At 41.5% G+C, this 23,034-nt stretch carries 19 protein-coding genes and 1 tRNA gene; 13 read left to right on the top strand and 7 right to left on the bottom strand.

Annotated features, from left to right (window positions below):
• Positions 1 to 52: 52 nt before the first annotated feature.
• The 5 genes from KX728_RS04255 to KX728_RS04275 all read left to right on the top strand — a co-directional run bounded on the left by KX728_RS04255 (position 53) and on the right by KX728_RS04275 (position 6,659).
• Complete coding sequence (locus tag KX728_RS04255; RefSeq protein WP_215804718.1) at positions 53 to 1,039, top strand: GMP reductase; 987 nt, start codon at positions 53 to 55, stop codon at positions 1,037 to 1,039.
• Between the two features lie 67 nt (positions 1,040 to 1,106).
• Positions 1,107 to 1,178, top strand: a tRNA-Arg gene (locus KX728_RS04260).
• A gap of 182 nt (positions 1,179 to 1,360) precedes the next feature.
• Positions 1,361 to 2,059 (top strand): ribonuclease III, encoded by a 699-nt coding sequence (gene rnc, locus KX728_RS04265; protein ID WP_000661472.1) that lies wholly within the window; start codon positions 1,361 to 1,363, stop codon positions 2,057 to 2,059.
• Positions 2,050 to 5,589: a chromosome segregation protein SMC gene (smc, locus tag KX728_RS04270; protein ID WP_215804717.1), complete on the top strand. Its 3,540-nt coding sequence runs from the start codon at positions 2,050 to 2,052 to the stop codon at positions 5,587 to 5,589. The genes rnc and smc overlap by 10 nt, the downstream gene beginning before the upstream one ends.
• Before the next feature lie 143 nt (positions 5,590 to 5,732).
• A complete protein-coding gene (locus KX728_RS04275; protein WP_049520365.1) occupies positions 5,733 to 6,659 on the top strand; it encodes a bifunctional riboflavin kinase/FAD synthetase in 927 nt (308 codons plus the stop codon).
• 81 nt (positions 6,660 to 6,740) lie between these two features.
• On the opposite strand, the gene KX728_RS04280 is transcribed toward KX728_RS04275, so the two are convergent.
• The 3 genes from KX728_RS04280 to KX728_RS09335 are packed head-to-tail and all read right to left on the bottom strand — an operon-like array spanning position 6,741 to position 8,592.
• Positions 6,741 to 7,559 (bottom strand): TIGR03943 family putative permease subunit, encoded by an 819-nt coding sequence (locus tag KX728_RS04280; RefSeq protein WP_125328420.1) that lies wholly within the window; start codon positions 7,557 to 7,559, stop codon positions 6,741 to 6,743.
• Positions 7,556 to 8,461, bottom strand: coding sequence for a permease (locus KX728_RS04285; RefSeq protein WP_215804716.1), 906 nt, complete (start codon positions 8,459 to 8,461; stop codon positions 7,556 to 7,558). The genes KX728_RS04280 and KX728_RS04285 overlap by 4 nt, the downstream gene beginning before the upstream one ends.
• Complete coding sequence (locus KX728_RS09335) at positions 8,458 to 8,592, bottom strand: SPJ_0845 family protein (RefSeq protein ID WP_084948684.1); 135 nt, start codon at positions 8,590 to 8,592, stop codon at positions 8,458 to 8,460. Before KX728_RS09335 ends, KX728_RS04285 begins: the two co-directional genes overlap by 4 nt.
• Before the next feature lie 130 nt (positions 8,593 to 8,722).
• Here KX728_RS09335 and KX728_RS04290 point away from each other — a divergent pair, with 130 nt between their 5' ends.
• From KX728_RS04290 to KX728_RS04300, 3 genes are read left to right on the top strand one after another with little or no spacing between them, the layout of a single operon-like run.
• On the top strand, positions 8,723 to 10,852 hold the full coding sequence (locus tag KX728_RS04290; RefSeq protein WP_215804715.1) for a Tex family protein: 2,130 nt from the start codon (positions 8,723 to 8,725) through the stop codon (positions 10,850 to 10,852).
• Positions 10,839 to 11,282, top strand: coding sequence for a SprT family protein (locus KX728_RS04295; protein ID WP_215804714.1), 444 nt, complete (start codon positions 10,839 to 10,841; stop codon positions 11,280 to 11,282). Before KX728_RS04290 ends, KX728_RS04295 begins: the two co-directional genes overlap by 14 nt.
• Before the next feature lie 59 nt (positions 11,283 to 11,341).
• Entirely contained in the window at positions 11,342 to 11,614 is a 273-nt protein-coding gene (locus tag KX728_RS04300; protein ID WP_001092797.1) for a PspC domain-containing protein, read from the top strand.
• A 104-nt stretch (positions 11,615 to 11,718) separates the two neighbouring features.
• Here the strand turns inward: KX728_RS04300 and KX728_RS04305 are convergent, their stop codons facing one another.
• Both KX728_RS04305 and KX728_RS04310 read right to left on the bottom strand, forming a co-directional pair.
• Entirely contained in the window at positions 11,719 to 12,369 is a 651-nt protein-coding gene (locus KX728_RS04305; RefSeq protein ID WP_042902206.1) for an ABC transporter ATP-binding protein, read from the bottom strand.
• A gap of 1 nt (position 12,370) precedes the next feature.
• The gene (locus KX728_RS04310) at positions 12,371 to 14,365 is read right to left on the bottom strand and encodes a DUF1430 domain-containing protein (RefSeq protein WP_215804713.1); all 1,995 of its coding nucleotides are present in this window, start codon (positions 14,363 to 14,365) and stop codon (positions 12,371 to 12,373) included.
• Between the two features lie 444 nt (positions 14,366 to 14,809).
• Here KX728_RS04310 and KX728_RS04315 point away from each other — a divergent pair, with 444 nt between their 5' ends.
• Both KX728_RS04315 and KX728_RS04320 read left to right on the top strand, forming a co-directional pair.
• Positions 14,810 to 15,568 carry an ABC transporter ATP-binding protein gene (locus KX728_RS04315; protein ID WP_000173369.1) on the top strand — a complete coding sequence of 253 codons (759 nt, stop codon included), beginning with the start codon at positions 14,810 to 14,812 and terminating at the stop codon, positions 15,566 to 15,568.
• Position 15,569: 1 nt separating this feature from the next.
• The gene (locus KX728_RS04320; RefSeq protein WP_000489345.1) at positions 15,570 to 17,558 is read left to right on the top strand and encodes an FtsX-like permease family protein; all 1,989 of its coding nucleotides are present in this window, start codon (positions 15,570 to 15,572) and stop codon (positions 17,556 to 17,558) included.
• Positions 17,559 to 17,598: 40 nt separating this feature from the next.
• Here the strand turns inward: KX728_RS04320 and KX728_RS04325 are convergent, their stop codons facing one another.
• Positions 17,599 to 18,294 (bottom strand): VIT1/CCC1 transporter family protein, encoded by a 696-nt coding sequence (locus KX728_RS04325; protein ID WP_042902207.1) that lies wholly within the window; start codon positions 18,292 to 18,294, stop codon positions 17,599 to 17,601.
• A 217-nt stretch (positions 18,295 to 18,511) separates the two neighbouring features.
• Between KX728_RS04325 and KX728_RS04330 the strand changes: the two genes are divergently transcribed.
• From KX728_RS04330 to ftsY, 3 genes are read left to right on the top strand one after another with little or no spacing between them, the layout of a single operon-like run.
• The gene (locus tag KX728_RS04330; protein ID WP_042902584.1) at positions 18,512 to 19,303 is read left to right on the top strand and encodes a Cof-type HAD-IIB family hydrolase; all 792 of its coding nucleotides are present in this window, start codon (positions 18,512 to 18,514) and stop codon (positions 19,301 to 19,303) included.
• Positions 19,303 to 20,121, top strand: coding sequence for a Cof-type HAD-IIB family hydrolase (locus tag KX728_RS04335; RefSeq protein WP_000763413.1), 819 nt, complete (start codon positions 19,303 to 19,305; stop codon positions 20,119 to 20,121). Before KX728_RS04330 ends, KX728_RS04335 begins: the two co-directional genes overlap by 1 nt.
• A 3-nt stretch (positions 20,122 to 20,124) precedes the next feature.
• Positions 20,125 to 21,435, top strand: coding sequence for a signal recognition particle-docking protein FtsY (gene ftsY, locus KX728_RS04340; protein ID WP_042902208.1), 1,311 nt, complete (start codon positions 20,125 to 20,127; stop codon positions 21,433 to 21,435).
• Positions 21,436 to 21,479: 44 nt separating this feature from the next.
• Here the strand turns inward: ftsY and zwf are convergent, their stop codons facing one another.
• Positions 21,480 to 22,967: a glucose-6-phosphate dehydrogenase gene (zwf, locus tag KX728_RS04345; RefSeq protein ID WP_042902209.1), complete on the bottom strand. Its 1,488-nt coding sequence runs from the start codon at positions 22,965 to 22,967 to the stop codon at positions 21,480 to 21,482.
• Positions 22,968 to 23,034: the final 67 nt, after the last annotated feature.

Genomic DNA, 23,034 nt, shown 5'->3' on the forward strand with positions numbered 1-23,034 from the left:
GTAGGGATGCGCAAGCATAGGTAGGTCATTACAAAAGAAACGAGACAGCGATATGTTAAATGAATTTCCAATTTTTGATTATGAAGATATTCAGTTGATCCCAAATAAATGTGTCATTAAAAGCCGTGCAGAAGCAGACACGAGTGTCACACTTGGAAATCACACTTTCAAACTACCTGTTGTGCCAGCAAATATGCAGACGATTTTGGATGAGAACGTAGCAGAGCAACTTGCTAAAGGCGGTTACTTTTACATTATGCATCGTTTTGATGAGGCAGGGCGTATTCCTTTTATCAAACGCATGCACGATCAAGGCCTTATTGCATCTATCTCTGTCGGTGTCAAGGATTACGAGTATGATTTTGTTAGCCGACTCAAGGCTGATGCTCCTGAGTATATTACGATTGACATTGCTCATGGTCATGCGGATAGTGTGATTTCTATGATTCAACACATCAAGAAAGAATTACCAGATACTTTTGCCATTGCTGGGAATGTGGGAACACCAGAAGCTGTGCGTGAACTGGAAAATGCTGGTGCGGATGCTACTAAGGTTGGAATCGGTCCTGGTAAGGTTTGTATCACCAAAGTCAAGACTGGTTTTGGTACAGGTGGCTGGCAATTGGCTGCCCTACGTTGGTGTGCTAAAGCTGCGCGTAAACCGATCATTGCTGATGGTGGGATTCGTACTCATGGTGATATAGCCAAGTCTATCCGTTTCGGTGCCAGCATGGTCATGATTGGTTCCCTTTTTGCAGGACATATCGAAAGCCCAGGAAAGACGATTGAAGTCGATGGCGAACAGTTCAAAGAATACTATGGTTCAGCTTCTCAATATCAAAAAGGAGCCTATAAAAATGTGGAAGGTAAGCGAATCTTACTGCCTGCTAAAGGGCATTTGCAAGACACCCTTACTGAGATGGAGCAGGACTTGCAAAGTGCTATCTCTTATGCAGGTGGACGAAAGGTTGCTGACCTCAAACACGTTGATTATGTGATCGTGAAAAACTCTATCTGGAACGGGGATGCTTCCCACTAATGGACGCTTAGTCTACCCATAAAAAACTTGTTATTAGAGCAAATTTTTGTTATAATAAGACAAGTTTCCACCCTTAGTGTAATGGATATCACGTAAGATTCCGGTTCTTGAGATGGGGGTTCGATTCCCTCAGGGTGGATGTAAATAGCCTAAGAAAGCCTTAAATAAGGCTTTTTCTTTATCTCGCCCCAAATTTGCCCCTAAAATTGAAAAGTTTATTCTAAAAAATGCTCAAATCCCCTTCACTCCCGTTTTAAAGTGACTCAGGGGGCTTTTTTTGATATAATAAAAGAGACTTTTATCAGTTAGAAAGAGGTTGGTATGAAAGAATTACAAACTGTACTAAAGAAGCGTTTTGCAATCGAATTTGCAGACAAAAACTTACTGGAAACGGCCTTTACTCATACGAGTTATGCCAATGAGCACCGCCTCTTAAAAATTTCACACAATGAGCGCTTGGAATTTTTAGGAGACGCTGTTCTGCAATTATTGATTTCAGAATATCTTTATAAAAAATATCCTAAGAAACCAGAGGGAGATTTGTCTAAACTCCGTGCTATGATTGTCCGTGAGGAGAGTTTGGCTGGTTTTGCGCGTGATTGCCAGTTTGATCAGTTTATCAAGCTAGGAAAAGGAGAAGAAAAGTCTGGTGGGCGCAATCGTGACACCATTCTTGGCGATGCTTTTGAAGCCTTTCTGGGAGCGTTGCTTTTAGACAAGGATGTTGCTAGAGTAAAAGAGTTCATCTATCAGGTCATGATTCCCAAGGTTGAAGCAGGTGACTTTGAAATGATTAAGGATTACAAGACGCACCTTCAAGAGTTACTACAGGTCAATGGAGATGTGGATATTCGCTACCAGGTGACCTCTGAGACGGGGCCTGCCCATGACAAGGTTTTTGATGTAGAAGTTCTGGTTGAGGGCAAGAGTATCGGAAAAGGTCAAGGCCGTTCTAAAAAATTGGCAGAACAAGAGGCCGCCAAAAATGCAGTTGAGAAAGGGCTGGATTCATGTATTTAAAGGAGATTGAGATTCAGGGATTCAAGTCCTTTGCTGACAAGACCAAGGTCGTCTTTGACCAAGGTGTGACAGCTGTCGTTGGGCCCAATGGTTCTGGGAAGTCAAATATCACAGAAAGTTTGCGATGGGCCTTGGGAGAGTCTAGTGTCAAGAGTCTTCGTGGAGGCAAGATGCCCGACGTTATCTTTGCTGGAACTGAAAGCCGCAAACCACTCAATTATGCCTCTGTTATCGTGACCTTGGACAATGAAGATGGCTTCATCAAGGATGCAGGGCAAGTCATTAAGGTAGAACGCCATATCTATCGTAGTGGAGATAGCGAGTATCGAATTGATGGCAAGAAAGTGCGCTTGCGTGATATTCATGACCTCTTCTTGGATACAGGTTTGGGACGGGATTCCTTCTCCATCATCTCTCAAGGGAAGGTTGAGGAGATTTTTAATTCCAAGCCAGAGGAACGCCGAGCTATTTTTGAAGAAGCTGCTGGAGTTTTAAAATACAAGACTCGTCGAAAAGAAACAGAAAGCAAACTGCAACAAACTCAAGACAATCTCGACCGCTTAGAAGACATTATCTATGAGTTAGACAATCAAATCAAGCCCCTTGCAAAACAAGCCGAGAATGCTCGTAAGTTTCTCGACTTGGATGGTCAACGCAAGGCGATTTATTTGGATGTACTGGTTGCCCAAATCAAGGAAAACAAGGCTGAACTGGAGCTGACCGAGGAAGAACTAACTCAGGTTCAGGAACTTTTGACTAGCTATTACCAAAAACGTGAAGAGTTAGAAGAGGAAAATCAAAGTCTTAAAAAGAAACGTCAGGATCTGCAAGCTGAAATGGCTAAAGACCAAGGGAGCTTAATGGATTTGACTAGTTTGATCAGTGACTTAGAGCGAAAACTAGCCCTATCCAAACTGGAATCTGAGCAAGTTGCCCTTAATCAACAAGAAGCGCAAGCACGTTTGGCGACTCTGGAAGATAAGAGGAAGGCTCTAAGTAAGGAAAAGGCTGAAAAAGAAGGGAATTTGGAACAGTTAGAGGAAAGTCTAGCTGAAAACAACAAGGAACTCAATCGTTTAGAAGCGGAGTTGTTGGCATTTTCAGATGATCCTGACCAAATGATTGAGCTCTTGCGTGAACGTTTTGTGGCTCTTTTACAAGAAGAAGCGGATGTCTCAAACCAGTTGACCCGCATCGAGAATGAACTAGAGAACAGCCGTCAGTTATCTCAAAAACAAGCAGATCAACTTGAGAAACTGAAAGAACAACTGGCTACAGCTAAAGAGAAGGCCAGTCAACAACAGGCTGAGCTTGAAACTGCCAAGGAGAAAGTTCAGAAATTATTGGCAGACTACCAAGCTAGTGCCAAGGAACAAGAGGAGCAGAAAGTTTCTTACCAAGCCCAGCAGAGCCAACTCTTTGATTGTCTAGACAGTCTCAAAAACAAGCAGGCTAGAGCCCAGAGTTTGAAAAACATCCTAAGAAATCATAGTAATTTTTATGCGGGTGTTAAGAGTGTTCTTCAAGAAAAAGCCCGTCTTGGTGGGATCATTGGTGCAGTCAGTGAACATTTGACCTTTGATGTGCATTATCAAACTGCCCTAGAGATTGCGCTTGGAGCTAGCAGTCAGCATATCATCGTAGAAGATGAAAATGCGGCAACCAAGGCGATTGATTTCCTCAAACGTAACAGAGCTGGTCGTGCAACCTTTCTTCCACTGACGACTATCAAGGCTCGTACGATTTCTAGTCAGAATCAAGATGCTATCGCAGCAAGTCCAGGCTTCCTTGGTATGGCTGATGAGTTGGTGTCGTTTGACAAGAGATTAGAAGCCATTTTTAAGAATTTGCTAGCTACGACGGCTATCTTTGACACCGTAGAACATGCGCGTACGGCAGCTCGCCAAGTTCGTTATCAGGTTCGCATGGTGACGCTTGATGGTACCGAATTGCGTACAGGTGGTTCCTACGCGGGTGGTGCTAATCGTCAAAACAATAGTATTTTCATCAAGCCAGAGCTGGAGCAATTACAAAAAGAAATTGCTGAAGAAGAAGCTAGTTTGCGATCAGAAGAAGAAAGTTTGAAGATATTGCAAGATGAGATGGCGGTATTGGCAGAAAGATTAGAAGCTATCAAATCTCAAGGCGAGCAAGCTCGTATTCAGGAGCAAGGTTTGTACCTAGCCTATCAACAAACCAATCAGCAGGTCGAAGAACTGGAAACGCTTTGGAAACTTCAAGAAGAGGAATTAAATCGCCTTACTGAAGGAGATTGGCAAGCGGATAAGGAAAAATGCCAAGAGCGCCTTACTACTATCGCAAGTGAAAAGCAAAATCTAGAAGCTGAGATTGAAGAGATTAAGTCGAATAAAAACGCTATTCAAGAACGATATCAAAACTTGCAGGAACAGATCTCTCAAGCGCGCTTGCTTAAGTCAGAACTGCAAGGACAAAAGCGCTATGAAGTGACTGATATTGAACGCCTAGGTAAGGAATTGGATAACCTCAATCTCGAACAAGAGGAAATCCAACGTCTCCTCCAAGAAAAGGTTGATAATCTTGAGAAGGTTGATACGGATCTGCTAAGTCAGCAGGTGGAAGAGGCCAAAACTCAGAAAACAAACCTCCAACAAGGTTTGATTCGCAAGCAGTTTGAGTTGGATGATATCGAAGGTCAGCTGGATGATATTGCCAGCCATTTGGATCAGGCTCGCCAGCAGAACGAAGAGTGGATTCGTAAACAAACACGTGCTGAAGCTAAGAAGGAAAAGGTCAGCGAACGCTTGCGCTATCTACAAGCTCAATTAACAGACCAGTACCAGATCAGTTACACAGAGGCTCTAGAAAAGGCTCATGAACTGGAAAATCTCACTTTGGCAGAGCAAGAGGTTAAAGATCTTGAGAAGGCTATTCGCTCACTCGGTCCTGTCAATATAGAAGCTATTGACCAGTACGAAGAAGTCCACAATCGTTTGGATTTCCTAAATAGTCAACGAGATGATATTTTGTCTGCGAAAAACCTGCTCCTTGAGACCATCACAGAGATGAATGATGAGGTTAAGGAACGCTTTAAATCAACCTTTGAAGCTATTCGTGAGTCCTTTAAAGTGACCTTTAGACAGATGTTTGGTGGAGGTCAGGCAGACTTGATATTGACTGAAGGCGACCTTTTAACAGCTGGTGTGGAGATTTCTGTTCAACCACCAGGTAAGAAAATCCAGTCTCTCAACCTCATGAGTGGTGGTGAAAAAGCCCTATCGGCTTTGGCCTTGTTGTTCTCTATCATTCGAGTCAAAACTATTCCTTTTGTTATCTTGGATGAGGTAGAGGCGGCACTGGACGAAGCCAATGTCAAACGTTTTGGGGATTACCTCAATCGTTTTGACAAGGATAGTCAGTTTATCGTTGTGACCCACCGTAAGGGAACGATGGCGGCAGCGGATTCTATCTATGGAGTTACCATGCAAGAATCAGGTGTGTCTAAGATTGTTTCGGTTAAGTTAAAAGACTTGGAAGAAACAGTAGACTAGTTATCAAATGATAGCATCTCTTAGGAGGTGCTATTTTTTAAAACTCATAGCTTGAATTGTCCATCAAGGTCAGTTCAGGCGCAAAAAACGACATTTGGGATTTCCTCTTAGCGAAAAGACTTTCTCTATGATATAATAGTTTCATGATTACAACAGTACCTATTAAGAACGAAAAAGATATTGCAGTACCAGGTAATACAGTCCTTGTACTAGGTTATTTTGATGGCATCCACAAGGGACATCAGAAACTCTTTGAAGTAGCTAGCAAGGCTTCTATGAAGGATTATCTGCCAGTTGTCGTGATGACCTTTACAGAATCGCCAAAACTTGCCTTACAACCTTACCAACCTGAACTCATGCTCCATATCGTCAATCACGAAGAACGGGAGCACAAGATGAAATGGCATGGAGTAGAGGCTCTATTCTTACTCGACTTTAGTAGCAAATTTGCTAGTTTAACGGGTCAAGAATTCTTTGATACTTATGTTAGAGCTTTAAAACCAGCCATTATCGTAGCAGGATTTGATTACACCTTTGGCTCTGATAAGAAAACTGCGGATGACCTGAAGGATTATTTTGATGGAGAGATCATCATTGTTCCTCCGGTCGAAGACGAAAAGGGCAAGATTAGTTCTACACGGATTCGTCAGGCTATTCTTGATGGAGATGTAAAGGAAGTCAATCATCTGCTCGGCACTCCGCTCCCATCTCGCGGAATGGTCGTTCATGGAAATGCTCGTGGGCGTACTATCGGTTATCCAACAGCCAATCTGGTCCTAAGAGACCGAACCTATATGCCGGCAGACGGTGTTTACGTAGTCGATATCGAAGTGCAACGTCAGAGATATCGTGGAATGGCAAGTGTTGGAAAAAATGTTACCTTTGATGGTGAAGAACCACGTTTTGAAGTCAATATTTTCGACTTTTCAGATGATATTTACGGTGAGACAGTCATGGTCTACTGGCTGGACCGTGTCCGCGATATGGTCAAATTCGACTCCGTAGAGGAACTGGTAGACCAACTCCAGAAAGACGAAGAGATTGCTCGAAACTGGAAGGATGGAGAGTGAGAGTTTTCTATCAATTCGAAAGAGTAGATAGAATGAAATTCATATAATGGACAAAAAAAGTAGCCTTGTCAGGCTACTTTTTTATTGAAACACGCGATAGACATAAGGATTTTCTGGTTTATCTACTTTTGTGAAACTCTCAACCTCTAGTGTTGGGAGTTTTTGTTTGAGTTCTTTATGATAGTGGAGGGTCAGGGTTCCTCTAGCGGTGATCCAGGTATTGTCAGGATACTGGCGTGAGTTTCCCTTAGTTAGGAGTCCATATACACCAGAGTCTGCGATACAGTGGATGATCCCAAAGCGAAAGAGGAATTGGCTATCTTCATGGCTAGGATCGTTATAGACGAAGCCTGTAAACTCGATTTTCTTTCCTTCAAACTCTTGAGGATAGTCATAGAGAACTTCCATGACCTCCATATAGTTATCGTCTGTAATTTGAATGGTTGGTTGGGTGAGGTATTTATCAGCTGTAGACCTCATTTCCTTTTCATAAGCAGATTTGGAAAAATAGGTACTGGTATCGGGTTTGAGGTATTGACTGGATGTTCCATCGCTTGCCTGAATGGCTGTGTTGATTCCCTCAGCAAGTGGGAAATGATATCCCTTAGCAGATACGGTTCTCGAGTCCAAACTTACTGTCGGAAAGGCAACTCCAATAAACAGAGGTAGTGACAGTAACAGGATGCTGATTCGTCTAGCTCGACGGCTTTCCAAATGACTGTGAAAGTTGATTTTCTTGATCCAGATATAGAATTGGACCAGAGCCAACAGAAGAGAAAGGATCATGGAGATATAGACTAGATAGGAATAGTGGAGGTTGATGTAGTGACTGAGCTTGCCAGATAGCTGCAGATACAGAGTTAGGGCAAAATAACCCAGTAAAATGAAAAATCGGATCATAGCATCACTCCTATCATGTAAGAATAAAGCAAGACAAGCACTGTCACGATACCCATGAATTGCAAGATGAAGCGCGCTTTGAGATAGTGTTTCATCATGAGGAGATTTTTGATATCAAGCATGGGGCCAATGACCAGAAAGGCAAGGACTGGCGCTAGGCCGAAGCTCGAGAGGAGAGAAGCGCCGATAAAGGCGTCCGCCTCGCTACAAAGAGAGAGGAGAAAGGCTAGAAACATGAGTAAGAGAATCGCAAGGACTGGACTTGCGCTGATAGAGGTCAGAATCCGAGTCGGGACATAGACCTGCACGATGGCTGCAAAGAGACAACCAAAGACCAAGTAACGCCCCATATCGAAAAACTCATCAATAGCCTGTATAAAGACCTGAAAGACCTTTCTAGCAGGACTCAAGTGTGACAAGTCATGTTCATGGCAAGCGATATGATTCTCTTTCTGAATGGGTTCCTTCCAGAAAAATCCTAGGAAAATTCCAAGCATCAAAGCAATCACAATAGCTCCCAGCGCTCGCAAGAAGGCAAGTTTTATTGAATTGCCAAAGGCAGAATAAGTAGCGAAAAGAACGATAGGATTGATGATGGGAGCAGTCACCAGAAAGGGAACGGCCGTGTAGCTGGGCACTTTCTTTTCCAAAAAACGATTAATAATTGGAACGATTCCACATTCGCAGGATGGAAAGAGAAAGCCAATGAAGGTACCAAAAAAGATCCTCCCCCAACGATTGCGAGGAAGAAACTCATAAACTTTATCAGGTGTGATATAGACCTCAATCAATCCCGAAATAAGACTCCCAATCAGGACAAAAGGAAGGGCTTCAATCATGATGGAGAGAAAAATAGCCCCCGCTTGTAAGATGCTAGGAGGAAGAGATTGGAAAATCGTCATCTATTTTTCTTCTCAACTTTTTCTTTTTTGTCTTTGTCATCTGGGAAAGTGACTTGTGTTAAGTCAGGAAGTTTGGCAAATTCTTCAAACATCTTGTCCAAGTCATCCGTTTTTGTAAATTTAACAGCCATGGGTGTACCTCTTTTCTACATTCTACCTCTATTATACTATTATTTTGTGGAAAAGGGATTATTTTGATAATCAAAGAGGTAAAAAAGGGTAGGACGAAACAAGGGATGTTCCTTATGGTATAATAGGTTTATGGATAAAAAATATGAAAAAATCTCCCAGGATTTGGGTGTAACCTTAAAGCAAATCGATACTGTTCTAAGTCTGACGGCAGAAGGGGCGACAATTCCCTTCATCGCACGTTATCGCAAGGACATGACTGGTAGTCTGGATGAGGTGGCGATTAAGGCCATTATCGACTTGGATAAAAGTCTGACAAATCTCAACGACCGTAAAGAAGCTGTCTTAGCTAAGATTCAAGAACAAGGCAAATTAACCAAGGAATTGGAAGAAGCTATTTTGGCAGCTGAAAAATTAGCAGACGTTGAAGAACTCTATCTTCCTTATAAGGAAAAACGTCGAACCAAGGCAACTATTGCCCGTGAAGCTGGACTCTTTCCTCTTGCTCGCTTGATTTTGCAGGATGTAGCTGACTTGGAGAAAGAAGCTGAGAAGTTTGTCTGTGAAGGATTTGCGACTGGTCAAGAAGCCTTGGCTGGTGCGGTTGATATTTTGGTCGAAGCCTTATCCGAAGATGTCAATCTACGTGCTATGACCTATCAGGAAGTGTTGAGACACTCTAAAATCACTTCGCAGGTCAAGGATGAGAGTCTTGATGAAAAACAAGTTTTTCAGATTTATTACGAATTCTCAGAGACTGTTGGCAATATGCAGGGTTATCGTACCTTGGCGCTCAACCGTGGGGAAAAATTAGGTATTTTGAAGGTTGGTTTTGAACATGCGACGGACCGTATTCTATCTTTCTTTGCTGCTCGTTTCAAGGTGAAAAATGCCTATATAGATGAAGTTGTCCAGCAATCTGTTAAGAAAAAAGTCTTGCCTGCTATCGAGCGCCGTATTCGGACAGAATTAACTGAGAAGGCAGAAGAAGGAGCTATCCAACTCTTTTCTGACAACCTGCGCAATCTCCTCTTGGTTGCTCCGCTGAAAGGGCGCGTGGTTCTAGGATTTGACCCTGCTTTTCGTACAGGTGCCAAGCTTGCTGTCGTAGATGCAACAGGGAAAATGCTGACGACTCAAGTCATTTATCCCGTTAAACCAGCCTCAGCTCGTCAGATTGAAGAAGCCAAGCGAGACTTAGCCGACTTGATCGGTCAGTATGGCGTGGAAATTATTGCCATCGGAAATGGTACTGCAAGCCGTGAAAGTGAAGCCTTTGTAGCGGAAGTTCTGAGAGATTTTCCTGAGGTCAGCTATGTTATTGTCAATGAAAGTGGCGCTTCTGTCTACTCTGCTAGTGAACTTGCTCGTCAGGAGTTTCCAGAATTAACCGTTGAAAAACGATCGGCTATCTCGATCGCTCGTCGTTTGCAAGATCCCCTTGCTGAATTGGTCAAAATCGATCCCAAGTCAATCGGTGTTGGTCAATACCAGCACGATGTCAGTCAGAAGAAGCTGTCTGAAAGTCTGGACTTTGTCGTCGATACCGTAGTCAACCAAGTCGGTGTCAATGTCAATACAGCCAGCCCAGCACTTCTCTCCCATGTAGCTGGACTCAATAAAACTATCTCTGAAAATATCGTAAAATACCGTGAAGAAGAAGGAAAAATCACTTCGCGCGCCCAAATCAAAAAGGTTCCTCGCCTCGGTGCCAAAGCCTTTGAACAGGCTGCCGGTTTCCTCCGTATCCCGGAAAGTAGCAATATACTTGATAATACAGGAGTTCACCCAGAAAATTATGCTGCCGTCAAAGAGCTTTTCAAACGCTTGGATATCAAGGACTTGAATGAAGAAGCACAAAATAAGCTTAAATCCCTTTCAGTCAAGGAGATGGCGCAAGAACTAGATCTTGGCCCAGAAACCCTTAAAGATATCATTTCCGACCTTCTCAAACCAGGTCGAGATTTCCGTGATTCTTTTGATGCACCTGTTCTCCGTCAAGATGTACTGGATATCAAGGACTTAAAAGTCGGCCAGAAGCTAGAAGGTGTGGTGCGTAATGTTGTTGATTTCGGTGCATTCGTTGATATTGGGATTCACGAGGATGGCTTGATCCATATTTCCCACATGAGTCGCAAATTTATCAAACATCCTAGTCAAGTGGTGTCTGTTGGAGATTTGGTAACGGTTTGGGTCAAGAAAATCGATACTGAACGTGAAAAAGTTAATCTGTCGCTCTTAGCTCCAGATGAAACTAACTGAGTACGTTCAGTCTGTTTCCCTCGAAGACTTTGGTAGACCTTTTATACACCAAGCCCAGTGGAATTCTCGTCTGCGAACGACAGGTGGGCGATTTTTCCCTAAGGATGGGCATTTGGATTTTAATCCCAAGGTCTATAATGAACTTGGTTTGGAAGTTTTTCGGAAAATCGTGCGCCATGAACTCTGTCACTATCACCTTTATTTTCAGAAAAAAGGATATCGACATAAGGACCGAGATTTTAAAGAACTTTTGAAAGAAGTGGATGGGCTACGCTTTGTCCCCCCTCTGAAAGACCAAAGTACCTACCTAGTTTATCGGTGTCAATCCTGTCAGCAAACTTATCAGCGCAAGCGTAGGATTGATACAAAACGCTATCGCTGTGGCGTCTGCCGTGGCAAACTCGTCATCTTAAATCGGCCTAAGGACTGATGTTTGTGAACCTGTTTCATGCTATACTACTTGTAAGAATACCGAAAGAGGAAACAATCATGAATACAAAATTTTATAAAATGAGACGAAATCGTATGGTGTCAGGAGTTTTAGCTGGGCTATCAGACAAGTGGAATTTTGATGTAACCCTAGTCCGCTTTCTCTTCGCCATTTTTACCGTAGCAAATTTTGGAATTGGTGTGATTATTTACATCATCCTCGCCTCTATCCTGCCAACTAAGGAAGAAATCGAAGCCGAAATGTACGGAACAGGACCACGCAAACGTAAGGAAGCCCAAGCCATTGAAGACAATGATGGCTGGTTTTGGTGAGATTTAACAGGGAAAATTTATTATTTGCACTATGTTACTTAAAAGAAGCAGCATAAATGACTGAAAATCCCTTGTGGTTATTTAGCCACAAGGGATTTTGATATTTAAGTATATTCTTTTCCATCTTGAGAGAGATGAATTACCTGATCAGCCATTTTCCAAATACTAGGATTGTGAGTTGCGATGATAATTGTTCTATTAGCATTACGAAGTTCAAGGAGAATTTCCATAATTTCCTTGGAATTTTTTGGATCTAGCGAGGCGGTAGGCTCATCAGCTAAAACTAAAGGAGGATTTTTCAGGATAATCTTAGCAAGCGCTACGCGTTGAGCTTCACCACCAGATAATTCATAGATTTTTTGGTTGAGACTTAGATAATCTAGTCTGACAGCTTGTAGTGCTTGAAGAAGAAGTCTCTCTTTTTCTTGTTTCTTGTTCTGTTTTTTGCCAATCAGTCCCAGCTCAAGGTTTTCTCGAATGGTCTGACTTTCTAATAGTCCGAAGTTCTGGAAGAGATAACCTAGCTCGTTACGATAGAATTCCTCATTTTTTAGAGAAGTCAAAGACTTTCCTTTATAAATGATTTCTCCTTTGTCGAAAGTCTCTAGTTTTGCAAGCATATTGAGCAAAGTGGTTTTTCCACAACCACTGTCTCCTATCAAAGCATATACCATACCACTTTGAAAATTCAGATTCAAGTCTGAAAAAATAATACGAGAACCAAATTGTTTCCAAATATGTTGTAATTCAATCATACTATCCTCCTTTGATGATGCTAGCATAGGTTTTACTTTCCTTCTTATCACAGATTTTCAATAGAAGAACGGCTAAACTTGAAAAGCTGAAAAATAGGATTAGGGTAATCCAGATATTCTTAGAAATAATGAAAGCTAGACCACTTCCGAGAAAGAGAGCTGCTATTTGAGAAGTGATATATCTACTGTGTAATTCAAAGAAATAATAGCCTGCTATTTTTTTCAAGAATATGGTTTTGCGAAAGGCTTCAAAATAGAGCAGATTTAAACTTGTAAACAGCAAAATTGAAGTCAAAATAGCAAACATAGCACTCGCTAAGTTACTAAAAATTTCGATTTTAATTTTTTGATTTAACTGGAGATAGGTTTCCCTAGCAGACGATAGCCCTGAGACCATTTGATCAAGTTGATAGTGTTTTAAAAGTTCTTGTGTCTGGTGGAGGTCTGTAAAATAGAGATATTCTAGATTTGTAAACCAGAAGATGGAGGAAGCCTTACCAAGTGCTTTAGGAGAAAGCACAAGAAAGATGGGATTTGATAACCATTGATCATAAGCGATATGGGTGGTATTATAGAGAAATACATCATTATTTTTATTGGTATAAGCTATACTAATTTCGACAGTTTGATTAGACTTGCTACTGTATAATCGGTTGGTTAACTCTTGTTGCAAGTTTGCTTTTATATCTTTTTCATTTTTTTGTAGTTCTTCTGGGAGTATGGCAAGGATCTGTCCATCTTTGAGGGTGTTGATTTTTTGAAAGGTTTCTGATGTTAACTTTATACCTTCTTTTTTGAAGTAGTTAGGTGTTACATAGAGAATATTTTTTCCTTCCACACCATAAGGGTTATTTTCAGTTTCATTATGATTTGAGATAGCTTGCTTAAGAGCTTGCTCAACTAGATTATGTTTAATAAGGAAGGCATTCTCATTATCTATAGCATGCTGAATAAAGTCAAACCATTTATCAGCATTTGTCTGCAGTTCATCTAAATTTTTCATCTGACTGGAACGCCCTGTTTGAAGAGTAACAACATTGGAGCGTTGTTCCCAAGTAGCTTGTCCAGCCTCATTTTTCTCAAGTATATGATAGTAAGTAGACATACGTCCAAATCCTACAATAACCAGTAGAATGGCAAGTACCTGACCAAAGTAGAGAATGCGTAGAATTGACTTGATTGGTAATTTTCCTTTGATGATAGAGAGGAGATGGACTTTTTTTAAAGAAATGGTAAAAAGAAAGGCAATTAGAAGACTAAGTAAGAGAAGTAGGCTATTGTAAAGAATAAAAAGTATTCCTAGAAAAGTCTGAACTTCATAAGGATATCCTAGGGAAACGAGCAAGACACTTGCTATCAGCAAAGCAGGTAGACCAAAAAGAAGGATATCAAGTCCGTCTCTTGCGAGAGAACGAAAGAAGAGATGGCTCAGTCGTTCTCCAGAAATCAATCGAATCCCTGACTGAGAGAGAGATTGAATTTGGCCAATAACAATCAAAGCTAAGAAAGTCAGCAAAAAGATTAACATACTGGTAAGCTGATTAGGTTGGGTAAAGAGGGCAAGTACAAAGGATACTCTGTCATTTTCAAATGCATTCGCTTTTTCTAGTCCAAGTTCTTTCAGATGAGTGGCCAATTCTTGACTAGTTAGGGATCCGCTGATAATATTGTAGTTGTTGAGAAGATCGCTCTTGTGAATGCTTTCTTGACTTGCTGGAGGCATCCAGTCTGGGAGTTTCCCATCTCCAAAAACTTCGTAGTAAGTTTGTGATTTTCCATCACTATCTACTTCCCAAATGGTTCTTGCGATATGACTATTATGTTCTTTAGCAAGACTATTTAATTCTTCTTTAACGGTAGAATAATCTGCTTGCCCACTTAATACTGCTGCACCCGGGAACAGGATTTGTGGAAGAGAGTCTTTCCAAAAGGACAGAGTGGCAATGAGAAAGAAAGTTAAAAGAAGATTGCTGATAAAGAGAAAAACACGTTTCATAGGAACCTCTTTCTAAAAAAGAGGGGCTGAACCTCCCTCCTTATAGCAGCGATACGAATGATAGTTTAGCACTTTTAAAAATAATTATCAGAAAGCTAATTCTTTTACAAGACGTCAAAGAAAGCCTTTTCATAGTTTAATTTTACTATTATTTTAAGGATAAAACAAGCAATACTATGGCTTTTTATAGTAGCTATTTTCATAAATATTCTTCAATCTTACAAAAATGTAAGATTAAAGTCTCTTTTGTAAGGTTAGGTTATGGCAAGCAATTTTTTTTTGCGATAAACTAGACTCATAAAGAACAAAGGAGCAAAACCATGAAAAGAATTTTACAAAAGAAAACAAGAAAACTAAGTCAAAAAGATATCGAGCGTGTTCAACTGGGATGCGCTATGATGCAAGCACAGTTTCAAATGATGGGATATTAAGAAGGAGAAAATCATGACACTTTTAGATGTAAAACACGTTCAAAAAATCTACAAAACACGTTTCCAAGGCAACCAAGTAGAGGCCCTCAAGGATATTCACTTTACCGTGGAAAAGGGTGACTACGTGGCTATCATGGGAGAGTCTGGTTCAGGAAAGTCAACCCTGCTCAACATTCTAGCTATGCTGGATAAACCAACTCGTGGGCAGGTTTACCTGAATGGAACCGACACAGCCACTATTAAAAATTCACAGGCTTCGAGTTTCCGTCGTGAGAAGTTGGGATTTGTCTTCCAAGACTTTAACTTGCTAGATACCTTATCTGTTAAGGACAATATCTTGCTTCCGCTAGTTTTATCACGAAAACCCATCACGGAGATGATGAAGAAATTGGTGGTAACAGCTGAAAATTTGGGCATAAACCAATTGCAAGAGAAGTACCCTTATGAGATTTCTGGTGGTCAAAAGCAACGGGTAGCAGTAGCACGCGCCATCATCACAGAACCTGAAATTCTCCTTGCCGATGAGCCAACAGGAGCCCTTGACTCCAAGTCATCTGCAGCACTTCTGGATGTATTTGATGAAATCAATGAACGTGGCCAAACCATTCTCATGGTAACTCACTCAACGGCAGCAGCCAGCAGGGCCAAGCGCGTTCTCTTTATCAAAGACGGCATTCTTTACAACCAAATCTACCGTGGAGACAAGACAGAGCGTCAGATGTTCCAAGAAATCTCTGATACTTTGACTGTTATGGCAAGCGAGGTGAATTAGTATGTTCCGATTAACCAATAAGTTAGCGGTATCCAACTTGATCAAAAACCGCAAACTCTACTATCCCTTTGCTTTAGCTGTTCTCTTAGCAGTGACCATCACCTATCTCTTTTACTCACTGTCGCTTAATCCTAACATTGGCAAGATCCGAGGGGGAGAAACTATCTCTATGACGCTTGCCCTCGGTATGGTGGTTGTTACCATCGCTTCTGGAATTATTGTACTTTATGCCAATAGTTTTGTCATGAAGAACCGCTCCAAGGAGCTGGGTGTATATGGTATGCTGGGTCTCGAAAAGCGCCATTTGATCAGTATGGTTTTTAAGGAGCTTCTTATTTTTGGTTCCTTAACCTTGACAGCTGGTCTCGGTCTAGGAGCTCTCTTTGATAAGCTAATCTTCGCCCTTCTTCTGAAGCTGATGAAGATGAAAGTGGAGCTCGTTTCGACTTTCCAACCAATTGTCTTTATCCTAGTTCTCATCGTCTTTGGAGCTATCTTCCTAGGTCTGATTTTTATCAATGCCTTTCGTATTGCACGCATGAATGCCCTTCAGCTCTCTCGTGAGAAGGCCAGTGGTGAGAAAAAAGGACGTTTCTTAGGTGTCCAAACCATTCTAGGTCTGATTAGTTTGGGAGCGGGTTACTATCTAGCAGTAACAGTCGAAAACCCACTTTCTGCTGTTCTGATTTTCTTCGTAGCAGTTTTGTTAGTAATTTTGGGAACTTATCTTCTCTTCAATGCAGGGATTACAGTTTTCTTACAAATCTTAAAGAAAAACAAGCGTTATTATTACCAACCCAACAACATGATTTCCGTATCCAATCTCATTTTCCGTATGAAGAAAAATGCGGTTGGTCTGGCGACGATTGCTATTCTCTCAACCATGGTCTTAGTGACTATGTCTGCTGCAACAAGTATCTTTAAGGCATCAGAAAACTTCAAGAAGGTCATGAATCCACATGATTTTGGGATTACAGGACAGAATGTTGAAAAAGAAGATATCGAAAAACTCTTGAGCCAGTATGCTAGTGAAAAAGGATTGACTGTCACAAAGAAAGAAGTCCTTACATACAGTAACTTTGGTGTGGCAAATCAAGAAGGTACGAAATTGACAATTTTTGAGAAAGGTCAAAATCGTGTTCAACCGAAAACTATTTTTATGGTCTTTGACCAAAAAGACTATGAGAATATGACAGGACAGAAACTTGCACTTTCAGGTAAGGAAGTTGGATTGTTTGCTCAAAACAAGCAACTTCAAGGTCAAAAAGAACTGACTCTGAATGACCAGACCTACACGATCAAAGAAGAAATCAAAAAAGATTTTATTCTTGAACATGTCCCAAATCAGTACAATATTCTAACTTCGGATTATAACTATTTGGTTGTTCCTGACTTGAAAGCCTTTCTTGACCAGCATCCTAATTCTTCCATCTTTAATCAATACTATGGTGGTATGAATGTAACGGCTAGTGAGGAAGAGCAGCTTAAAATTGCAGATGACTATTCAAAATTCGTTAACAACTTTAATAGAGAACTAAACAAAGAAGGAAGCTATGTTTACGGAAGCAATCTGGCTGATAGTAGTGCGCAGATGAGTGCTCTCTTTGGTGGAGTTTTCTTCATCGGTATCTTCCTCTCTATCATCTTTATGGTGGGAACGGTTCTTGTCATCTACTACAAACAAATCTCTGAAGGCTATGAAGATCGTGAACGCTTTATCATTTTGCAAAAAGTCGGTCTCGATCAAAAGCAAATCAAGCAAACCATCAATAAACAGGTCCTAACTGTTTTCTTCCTCCCATTGCTCTTTGCCTTCCTACACCTTGCCTTTGCCTATCATATGCTTAGCCTCATCCTAAAAGTAATTGGGGTGCTAGATGCGACCATGATGTTGACTGTCACTTTATCCATCTGTGCTATCTTCCTCATCGTCTATGTCTTAATCTTTATGATTACCTCAAGAAGCTATCGCAAGATTGTGCAAATGTAAAAAAAAGATACCTCGATATTCATCGAGGTATTTCTTTATCTTAAATGCTGAAGAGTTGTCCAAACAGGTAAGTCACTCCCATGGTGAGAAGTCCGATACAGAGGTTACGGATCATAGCAGTTTTCGTAGGTGCCTTGCCTAGTTTAGCACTGGTATAGCCAGTGACGAGAAGGGAAAGGGCAACGATAAAAACAGTAGCAGGAATGCGATAATCACTTGGAAAGACAGTGATCGAAAGCATGGGAGGAAGACTTCCCAGTACAAAGGCGATAAAGCTAGAGATTGCAGCATGCCAAGGATTGGTAAATTCTTCGTACTCGATACCGTATTTTTCCTCAACCAAGGCTTTGAGTGGATTCTTTAAAAAGGCCTTGTTGGTCAAGAGTTGGGCTGACGTTTCACACTCACCATTTTGTAAGTAAGCAGCATAGAGGGATTGTTTTGCAGATTCGATGTTTTTATCCAAGAGTAATTGCTCTCTAGCAACAGCGGCTTCTTCCGTGTCTTTCTGAGTGGATACAGAGACATATTCGCCGCCTGCCATAGAAAAAGCACCAGCAAGGATAGCGGCCAATCCTGATAAAAAGATAATCCAGATATTGCTTGTCGCACTGGCAACACCGATAACGACTCCAGCAATGGAAATAATTCCATCATTGGCTCCTAGAACACCTGCGCGTAGGATATTGAGTCGGCCTGCAAAGTTAGCATCAATTTCATGTTTTATTTCTGTCATAGTCATCTCCTTTCTCTCCATTATAGAGAAAAGGGTAGGGGAATACAAACTTTTTAAACTATCTGAAAAAAGTTCTACGATTCTAATTTTTAAGCCCTTTTCGACTTTACCGAAAAAGCACGGCAATACAGTTGCCAATCCTACTGTACAAGTCCTTTTTTAGCTTATCTATGGTATAATAGAAGGTAGATTTATCAATTGGAGAATGAAGGATTTTATGATTAAACTTGTAGCAACCGATATGGATGGAACCTTTCTAGATGGAGAGGGTCGGTTTGATATGGAACGCCTCAAAAACGTACTTGTTTCCTACAAGGAAAAGGGGATTTATTTTGCAGTGGCTTCAGGTCGTGGTATCCTGTCCCTGAAAAAGTTGTTTGCTGATGTGCGTGATGAAGTGATTTTTATAGCTGAAAATGGGAGCTATGTTGAGTTTCATGGTGAGGATATGTATGAGGCTACTATGCCTCGCGACTTTTACTTGAACACTTTTGAAGCTTTAAAGAAATCGCCCTATTTTGATGAAAGAAAAATGCTACTGACTGGGAAAAAAGCTTGTTATGTTTTGGACACAGTGGATGAAACTTATCTTAAGTTAAGTAGTCACTACAATGAAAATATTCAAAAAATAGCACGTTTGGAAGAGATCACGGATGAGATTTTTAAATTCACCACTAACTTCACAGAAGATACGATAGAAGCTGGTGAGGCCTGGGTAAATGAAAATGTTCCTGGTGTGAAAGCCATGACAACTGGTTTTGAATCCATTGATATTGTCTTGGACTATGTTGATAAGGGTGTAGCTATTGTTGAGCTGGCAAAAAAACTTGGTCTGACCATGGATCAGGTTATGGCTTTTGGCGATAATCTCAATGACCTTCACATGATGCAGGTAGTGGGGCACCCCATCGCTCCTGAAAATGCGCGACCAGAAATTTTAGAATTAGCAGAAGCAGTGATTGGCCACCATAAGGACCAATCAGTGATGGCTTATATGGAGGGTTTGTAATGGCAGATATTAAATTGATTGCACTGGATTTGGACGGTACTTTGCTGACAACGGATAAAAAGCTGACAGATCGTACCAAGGCGGTCCTCAAAGCTGCGCGTGACCGTGACATCAAGGTCGTTCTGACAACGGGACGTCCTCTGAAGGCTATGGATTTCTTTCTCCATGAGCTAGGGACTGATGGTCAGGAGGATGAGTACACCATCACCTTTAATGGTGGTCTAGTACAGAAAAATACAGGGGAGATTCTCGATAAAACCGTCTTTTCAATCGACGATGTGGCACGCTTGTACGAGGAAACTGAAAAACTCGGATTACCGTTAGATGCTATTTCAGAAGGAACCGTCTATCAAATCCAGTCAGACCAAGAAAGTCTCTATGCTAAGTTCAACCCAGCCCTGACTTTCGTACCTGTCGCTTTTGAAGATCTATCTAGTCAGATGACGTATAATAAATGCGTGACTGCTTTTGCCCAAGAACCTTTGGATGCAGCGATTCAACAGATTTCTCCAGAATTGTTTGACCAATATGAAATCTTCAAATCGCGTGAACTCTTATTGGAATGGTCGCCGAAAAACGTCCACAAGGCAACAGGTTTAGCGAAATTAATTAAACACTTGGGAATCGACCAAAGTCAAGTCATGGCTTGTGGGGACGAGGCCAATGACCTTTCCATGATTGAATGGGCAGGTCTGGGAGTTGCTATGCAAAATGCTGTTCCAGCAGTTAAGGAAGTTGCCAATGTGATTACCCCAATGACCAACGACGAGGAAGCCGTTGCCTGGGCTATCGAAGAATACGTGCTAAAGGAGAACTAAAATATGGGATTATTTGACCGTCTATTCGGAAAAAAAGAAGAGCCGAAAATCGAAGATATTGTAAAAGAAGCACTGGAAAATCTTGATTTGTCAGAAGAGGTTGAAGAGAACCAAACGGCAGTCGAAGAAACTTCTCAGGAAGAGACAGCAAGAGACAAAGTGGAAGAAACACCCGCTCAAGAAGAAATTCCTCAAGTCTCAACAGAAGAAGTGATTGAACCAGAAGCAGTCGAAGAAACTGCTCAGGAAGAGGTTGAGCTAGAATCTGATGAATTGGAACAATTCCAAGAGCCGGAAGAAATTCTAGAAGAAGAGAACCAAGAAACTGTAGAGTTCGAAGAAGGGTTAGCTTCTGAAGTAGTAGAAGAAGAACTTCCTCAGGTTGAAGAAACCGTACAGGAAAAATATGACCGCAGTCTCAAGAAAACCCGTACAGGATTCGGTGCTCGTTTGAATGCCTTCTTTGCCAACTTCCGTTCTGTCGATGAAGAATTCTTCGAGGAATTGGAAGAACTGCTCATCATGAGCGACGTCGGTGTGCAGGTCGCTTCAAACTTAACAGAAGAACTACGCTATGAAGCTAAACTCGAAAACGCTAAGAAGCCTGACGCACTTCGTCGTGTTATTATCGAGAAATTGGTTGAACTTTATGAGAAGGATGGCAACTACGATGAACAAATCCACTTCCAAGATGGTTTGACCGTCATGCTCTTTGTTGGTGTTAATGGTGTTGGGAAGACAACTTCTATCGGGAAATTGGCTCATCGCTACAATCAAGCTGGCAAGAAAGTCATGCTGGTTGCAGCAGATACCTTCCGTGCGGGTGCTGTGGCCCAGCTAGCTGAATGGGGTCGACGTGTGGATGTTCCTGTTGTGACGGGACCAGAAAAGGCTGACCCTGCTAGTGTGGTCTTTGATGGGATGGAACGTGCTGTAGCTGAAGGGATTGATATTCTCATGATTGATACAGCAGGTCGTCTGCAAAACAAGGACAACCTTATGGCTGAGTTGGAAAAGATTGGTCGCATCATCAAGCGTGTCGTGCCAGAGGCGCCACATGAAACCTTCCTTGCCCTTGATGCTTCAACTGGACAGAATGCCTTGGTGCAAGCTAAGGAATTTTCTAAGATAACACCATTGACTGGAATTGTTTTGACAAAAATTGACGGAACTGCCCGAGGTGGTGTTGTTCTGGCTATCCGCGAAGAACTCAATATCCCAGTAAAATTGATTGGTTTCGGTGAAAAAATCGATGATATAGGGGAATTTAACTCAGAAAACTTTATGAAGGGTCTCTTAGAAGGCTTGATTTAATACAAAATAAATATCCTGCAAGTCAATCTTGCAGGATATTATTGCTATTCTAAACGGCCATCTTCTCGATAGGCGATATCTGGTTGCCAGGTCCATTTGGCTCCATACTTCTCAAGTAAGTCAAAGCTAGCTTGTGGTCCCATGCTTCCAGCTTTATAATCGTAGAGTGGTGCACCGTTTTCAGCCCAGAGCTCTTCGATACGGTCAATCAATTTCCAAGAAGCACTTACCTCATCCCAGTGGCTAAAATTGGTTGAGTTGTTGTTCAAAACATCGTAGATTAATTTCTCGTATGGATCTGGTGAGGCTCCAGTAGCAGTTGCATCTGTACGGTAATCCAGAGAGCTAGGCGCCAGGTTAAATTCTTCACCGACTTGCTTCCCATTTAGGCTGAGAGAGAAGCCTTCAGTTGGTTGGATATAGATGGTCAAGATATTTGGCGCTAACGGTTCTCCAAAGATAGAGTCCATTTGCTTAAAGACGATATTGACATGAGTCCCTTTTTCAGTCAGACGTTTCCCTGTACGGAAGAAGAAGGGAACACCACGGAAACGATCGCTGTCTACAAAGAAGGCGCCAGATGCGAAAGTTTCTGTTGTAGATTCAGGATCGACGTTTGGCTCGCTACGATAGGAAATGTATTTCATGCCATCGATTTTACCAGAGCGATATTGACCACGGATAAACTGTTCCTTCAATTCTTCCTCAGTTGGATGATAGAGGTTTTTAAAGACCTTTATCTTTTCAGCACGAATCTCATCCTTTGTAAAGCTAGCTGGTTTGTCCATGGCTAGAAGAGAGAGGAGTTGAAGAGTATGATTTTGCACCATATCACGAAGGGCACCAGATTGATCATAGTAGCCACCGCGTTCTTCTACACCCAAGCGTTCCGCAAAGGTAATCTGAACATTATCGATGTGTTCGCGATTCCAAACATTCTCAAAGATCATGTTGGCAAAACGAACAGCAAAGATACTCTGAATCATCTCTTTACCTAGGTAATGGTCAATACGGTAGATTTGCTCCTCATCAAAGGCTGCAAGGAGATCTTCATTGAGTTTGCTAGCTGTTTCGTAGTCTGTACCAAATGGTTTCTCAACGATCAAGCGCTCAAAACCTTTGCCATCAACAATGTTTTCAGATTTGAGGTGCTTGGCAATAGTTCCAAAGAACTGAGGTGCCATAGACAAGAAGAAGAGCTTATTGTGTTCAGCTTGGTATTTTTCATTCAGCTCAGTTTGTAATTGGCGCAAAGCAATGTAATGTTCCGTATCGTTCACATCATGGCTTTGATAGTAGAAGTGGCTAGCAAATTCTTGGGCTTGCTCGGTACTATCTGCCAAATCAAGGATGGATTCGACAACTACAGATTCAAAATATTCCTTACTCCAAGGTCTACGAGCTGTTCCGATAACAGCAAAATGCTCAGAGAGATTGCCTGATTTATAGAGTCTGAAAAGGGAAGGGTAGAGTTTGCGTTTAGCTAAATCTCCACTCGCACCGAAAATTGTAACAATAACCTTTGATGACATCTAGCTACCTAATTTCTATATTTTTTCCTAGTTGGACTAGGGATGAGATTTCCTCATTATCATAGTT

Source organism: Streptococcus oralis, assembly GCF_019334565.1.
GTDB classification, from domain to species: Bacteria; Bacillota; Bacilli; order Lactobacillales; family Streptococcaceae; genus Streptococcus; species Streptococcus oralis_CR.

Coding starts and splice junctions, on each gene's coding strand:
- KX728_RS04255 (WP_215804718.1), top strand. CDS start 53: ATGTTAAATGAATTTCCAATTTTTGATTATGAAGATATTCAGTTGATC.
- rnc (WP_000661472.1), top strand. CDS start 1,361: ATGAAAGAATTACAAACTGTACTAAAGAAGCGTTTTGCAATCGAATTT.
- smc (WP_215804717.1), top strand. CDS start 2,050: ATGTATTTAAAGGAGATTGAGATTCAGGGATTCAAGTCCTTTGCTGAC.
- KX728_RS04275 (WP_049520365.1), top strand. CDS start 5,733: ATGATTACAACAGTACCTATTAAGAACGAAAAAGATATTGCAGTACCA.
- KX728_RS04280 (WP_125328420.1), bottom strand. CDS start 7,559: ATGATCCGATTTTTCATTTTACTGGGTTATTTTGCCCTAACTCTGTAT.
- KX728_RS04285 (WP_215804716.1), bottom strand. CDS start 8,461: ATGACGATTTTCCAATCTCTTCCTCCTAGCATCTTACAAGCGGGGGCT.
- KX728_RS09335 (WP_084948684.1), bottom strand. CDS start 8,592: ATGGCTGTTAAATTTACAAAAACGGATGACTTGGACAAGATGTTTGAA.
- KX728_RS04290 (WP_215804715.1), top strand. CDS start 8,723: ATGGATAAAAAATATGAAAAAATCTCCCAGGATTTGGGTGTAACCTTA.
- KX728_RS04295 (WP_215804714.1), top strand. CDS start 10,839: ATGAAACTAACTGAGTACGTTCAGTCTGTTTCCCTCGAAGACTTTGGT.
- KX728_RS04300 (WP_001092797.1), top strand. CDS start 11,342: ATGAATACAAAATTTTATAAAATGAGACGAAATCGTATGGTGTCAGGA.
- KX728_RS04305 (WP_042902206.1), bottom strand. CDS start 12,369: ATGATTGAATTACAACATATTTGGAAACAATTTGGTTCTCGTATTATT.
- KX728_RS04310 (WP_215804713.1), bottom strand. CDS start 14,365: ATGAAACGTGTTTTTCTCTTTATCAGCAATCTTCTTTTAACTTTCTTT.
- KX728_RS04315 (WP_000173369.1), top strand. CDS start 14,810: ATGACACTTTTAGATGTAAAACACGTTCAAAAAATCTACAAAACACGT.
- KX728_RS04320 (WP_000489345.1), top strand. CDS start 15,570: ATGTTCCGATTAACCAATAAGTTAGCGGTATCCAACTTGATCAAAAAC.
- KX728_RS04325 (WP_042902207.1), bottom strand. CDS start 18,294: ATGACAGAAATAAAACATGAAATTGATGCTAACTTTGCAGGCCGACTC.
- KX728_RS04330 (WP_042902584.1), top strand. CDS start 18,512: ATGATTAAACTTGTAGCAACCGATATGGATGGAACCTTTCTAGATGGA.
- KX728_RS04335 (WP_000763413.1), top strand. CDS start 19,303: ATGGCAGATATTAAATTGATTGCACTGGATTTGGACGGTACTTTGCTG.
- ftsY (WP_042902208.1), top strand. CDS start 20,125: ATGGGATTATTTGACCGTCTATTCGGAAAAAAAGAAGAGCCGAAAATC.
- zwf (WP_042902209.1), bottom strand. CDS start 22,967: ATGTCATCAAAGGTTATTGTTACAATTTTCGGTGCGAGTGGAGATTTA.